This window comes from Candidatus Aegiribacteria sp. (genome assembly GCA_021108435.1).
GTDB lineage: Bacteria > Fermentibacterota > Fermentibacteria > Fermentibacterales > JCC-6 > Aegiribacteria.
In genome coordinates this window covers 1-3,991 of sequence record JAIOQY010000185.1, presented here as the reverse complement: position 1 = coordinate 3,991, position 3,991 = coordinate 1, and the positions used below count along the sequence as shown (strand labels likewise).

The window sequence follows — 3,991 nt, the reverse complement described above, 5'->3', positions numbered from 1 at the left end:
TCCGGTAACATCTCCCGAAGTAGCCCAATCGTCCCTATATACCTCCGATTCCTGTCTGAAACTGACCATACTGAACGAAACAAGCCTGGTCAAACATGACTTCCCGCAAATTTTCACTGGAAGCACGCATCATGGCGCACTACCCCCCTGAAGCCGGATCGCTGACAACTTAACCAACCTCTATCTCCGACACATCATCCTGCCATGGCATGTAATCCGCATCGGGTTCACACACCAGTGTGTGACACGAAAGGAGTGCTGAAGATGTAGAAAACAGTCAGCATGACTATGCTGCATAGAAGATGAGGGAAGGCCCCTCGGAACCGCCATGCAGGTGGAGGTTCCAAACAACCGTAAGCTGCGCCGGTCAAGGATAATCCTGCAGGGAATATCTGACGGTTCAAAGATGAAGTAGTGAACGATACCGTGAAAACGAGCTGGTTTCGGAATAGTCCGAGAATTCTGAGATTTTGGTACCCCGTGCTGGACGCTTTTCGAACTGCTGTGGCCGTTTTCTAGAATTGCATTTCAGGATACCGTTACGGATGTTCTTATCTCTCGGGCATACCTGGTGAATCCCAGTTCCTCTGCAAGTTTTATGGAAGCAGTATTCCCCGTAGAGACAAGATAGACTGGTACTCGATCGTTCTTAATACACCAGTTCACTACCTGACGAACACACTTAGAACCAAATCCCTGTCTCCTGTGGTTTTCATGAGTCCAGACATCGATGTTTGCAGCTCCAGATGGAATGTCACTAGCCGAACTCTGCGAAACGATCTTCCCATCTTTCACAATGGCAAATACACTTCCCTCCGAGAGCAATGGTGAGTAAGCTTTTTCCCAGATCCAGTTCCTGTAGAGTCTCCCTCTTCTGTTTTTCCTGGATTCCTCGAGCAGTTCGCGATGCGAGTGGTTAAGCACCTCAACATCCGGATCATCGGTGAAGCCATGGCTGATGGAGTATCTGTACCACTCCGAAATCCAGTAATGTCCGTATGGGCTTATGCTGAAAAACGCATCATCGACTTGTGCAAACAAATCACCGGATACTTCAGCTGGAGCTAGTGAACGGTAGCTATCCACCAGGGTGGGATTTATCGAGTGGATTAGCGTATCCTGGTATTCGGCGACTATTAGGTCATGGATATTATACGAGAGTTCGGACTGAGGCTTGGAGCGAAGTCCCGATGGGAATACTCTCTGCCCTAGTTCTAGCATCTCATCAGATGCTCCAAGAAATTCAAGGTAGTAATGGTGAAAATCGGTCAATCGGATCTCCTTCGATCGAGAACATATTCAAATAAACCGTATTGTACACTTCTCGAACTCCACCACCCTGTGGTAGACGCATTCCGAACTTGTGTTCTTGATGGAGCGAGAGTTCTAGAATTATACTCTTTTGGACTGTAGTGGATGCATTTCGAACTGGTGCCCTCTTGGACGAAATGCTAACTCTAGCGTGTTACTGAATGACTACGAACCTTTGTGTTGCTGTGAAGTCTCCAGCTATCATTCTGCAGAAGTAAATCCCAGGTAATAGCTCATCCAGCTGAACATCATAATATCCGGCTGAAAATTCATCCTCCTGGATCTCCTGGACAATCCTGCCTGAAAGGTCAAACACGACAAGTTCAACGGATTCATTTTCCGGCAGTGTGAAACTCACTACTGGTGAACCATCGGAGGGATTGGGTGAAACAGGAAGTAATTGCAGAAAATTAGTTTCTTCACCTCCATATATACCCAAAAGATCCCAGCTGATCTCTACATCAAGCAAAATGGGAGTGGTATCAGGATTAGCTGTGTTGAAGAGAGTCCGGTATTGCATATATCGATCTCCATCTTGAAGAATACCGTCAAGACTGCATGGAGTATAGAGTGTATCGGACCATGGACTCATCTCGCGTATTTGCGGTAGACTGGCAGAACGTACTTGAAATCCGATTTTTGTAAAAGACGGTTCCATCGAAGTCCAATCGATCGCAAGCCAATCCGGGCTACTCCCCGTGTCGAGAATACTGGATTCCAGCGAACCTGTAGAAAGATACTTAGTTAGATCCCACCATGATATGAGGGAATAAAATTTACCATCTCCGAGGATGTCCATGTAGCCGTCTCCGTTGACATCTGCGGAATACACTGACCAAGTACCAGTACCATAGAAATCGCAGTCAACGGTATGTTCCATCCATCCTGTGCCCAAGCCGCCGACATTCTCCCACCAGGTTATGTCACTGACGTATAAGGCAGCTCCGAGTACATCCATGTCGCCGTCTCCGTCCACATCTGCGGAATACACTGAACAAGCTCCATCGAAATCGCTGTCAATGGTATGTTCCGTCCAGCTTATGCCCGAGCCGTCGTCATTCTCCCACCAGGTTATGTCATCGTCGTGATAGGCAGCTCCGAGTACATCCATGTCGCCGTCTCCGTCCACATCTGCGGAATACACTGAACAAGCTCCATCGAAATCGCTGTCAATGGTATGTTCCGTCCAGCTTATGCCCGAGCCGTCGTCATTCTCCCACCAGGTTATGTCATCGTCGTGATAGGCAGCTCCGAGTACATCCATGTCGCCGTCTCCGTCCACATCTGCGGAATACACTGAACAAGCTCCATCGAAATCGCTGTCAATGGTATGTTCCGTCCAGCTTATGCCCGAGCCGTCGTCATTCTCCCACCAGGTGATTTCATCGGCTGCAGAGGCAGCTCCGAGGATATCCATGTCGCCGTCGCCGTCCACATCTGCGGAATGCACTGAAATAGCTCCCCAGAAATCGCTGTCAACGGTATGTTCCGTCCAGCTTATGCCCGAGCCGTCGTCATTCTCCCACCAGGTGATGAAGCCGTCGTCTTCGGCACCTCCGAGAACATCCATGTCACCATCTCCGTCCACATCTGCGGAATGCACTGACCAAGTACATTCGAACTGCCCGTCAACGATATGTTCCAGGCCAGTTTGCAGAACGAGTTCACAAGGATTGTAGTAAAAGACATCGGTGTCCAAGTAAAACTCATTACCCAAGGTGATGACCGGACCCACCACTCCTGCCCCCCCGGACCAGTCGGTCTGTGTAGCTGAATCGGCAAATGTGATTGTACTGAAACTAAAGATAAGCAAAGGTATGATTCTAATTAACATAAACAATCCCCCATATCATTATGAATAGTTGCATCTTAGGAAGATGTCAATCAGATTTGAATCAGAGAATTATTACTACCCCGTAGTGGATACTCTTAGAACTTTATATAGATGATTTTCCGCTAGTTCCTCAGGAAGTAAAAGAGTCCGAAACAACCCCGAAGCAAGAGAAAAATACCCCAAATTGCAGTGAAGAATTCCTCTCCAAGTCTTGAGTGAAAGGCAGGAAGCAGCATTAGAGTCCAGACTCCCGCATTGGCGTGTACTTTAAGAAGTAGATGAAGCTCTCTCTCATCAGGCTTACGACCTCGCTTAAGAAAGGATGGTAAACCATAAAGCATTATAATTATAAGCAATAAATAGTAATAGAACTTAATATTTGTGAAATATCCAAATGCAAAGATAGCAATACCTGCTATAAGTTGAGCCACCGACCACCATATATATTTGTCACTTATCCTACCAATCACATTCATCCTCCTTAATCTCAAAAACGCTTTCAACCCCAACACCGAAGTACCTTGCCATTCTTAGTGCGGTAATCACGGATGGATTAAACTTGCCTTTTTCAATGGAGTTTACAGTCTGACGACTGACTCCGATTTCATAAGCCAGTTCTTTTTGGGAGATTTCCTTTTCTGCTCTGAGAACTCGAATTCTGTTTACTAATTTCATATCTCCTCCATACGAGAAGAATATATTATACGCGACATTATGTCAAGTATACATTACACACCTGTTTGTGATTTGATCACGTTCTGGTAGAAAAATAGATAATCTCTAAGTCAAAGAGTCTGCAAGATGATGGTATCTTGAACTCTATAGAAGAAGATTTTATGGCACCCC

General features: G+C 46.4%; 4 protein-coding genes. All 4 read right to left on the bottom strand.

The genetic code is table 11. From position 1 onward, the window contains the following. Nucleotides 1–528 precede the first annotated feature (528 nt). Nucleotides 529–1,272, bottom strand: a complete 744-nt coding sequence (locus tag K8R76_11060) for a GNAT family N-acetyltransferase (GenBank protein ID MCD4848711.1) — start codon at nt 1,270–1,272, stop codon at nt 529–531. Between the two features lie 193 nt (nt 1,273–1,465). Then, nucleotides 1,466–3,145, bottom strand: coding sequence for a T9SS type A sorting domain-containing protein (locus K8R76_11055; GenBank protein MCD4848710.1), 1,680 nt, complete (start codon nt 3,143–3,145; stop codon nt 1,466–1,468). 122 nt (nt 3,146–3,267) lie between these two features. Then, nucleotides 3,268–3,615: a hypothetical protein gene (locus K8R76_11050; protein MCD4848709.1), complete on the bottom strand. Its 348-nt coding sequence runs from the start codon at nt 3,613–3,615 to the stop codon at nt 3,268–3,270. Further along, a complete protein-coding gene (locus K8R76_11045; GenBank protein ID MCD4848708.1) occupies nt 3,605–3,820 on the bottom strand; it encodes a helix-turn-helix transcriptional regulator in 216 nt (71 codons plus the stop codon). Before K8R76_11045 ends, K8R76_11050 begins: the two co-directional genes overlap by 11 nt. Between the last annotated feature and the right edge of the window lie 171 nt (nt 3,821–3,991).

What these genes read in the sequence shown, in the direction of transcription:
- K8R76_11055 (MCD4848710.1), bottom strand. Translation starts at nt 3,145, where the DNA reads ATGTTAATTAGAATCATACCTTTGCTTATCTTTAGTTTCAGTACAATC.
- K8R76_11045 (MCD4848708.1), bottom strand. Translation starts at nt 3,820, where the DNA reads ATGAAATTAGTAAACAGAATTCGAGTTCTCAGAGCAGAAAAGGAAATC.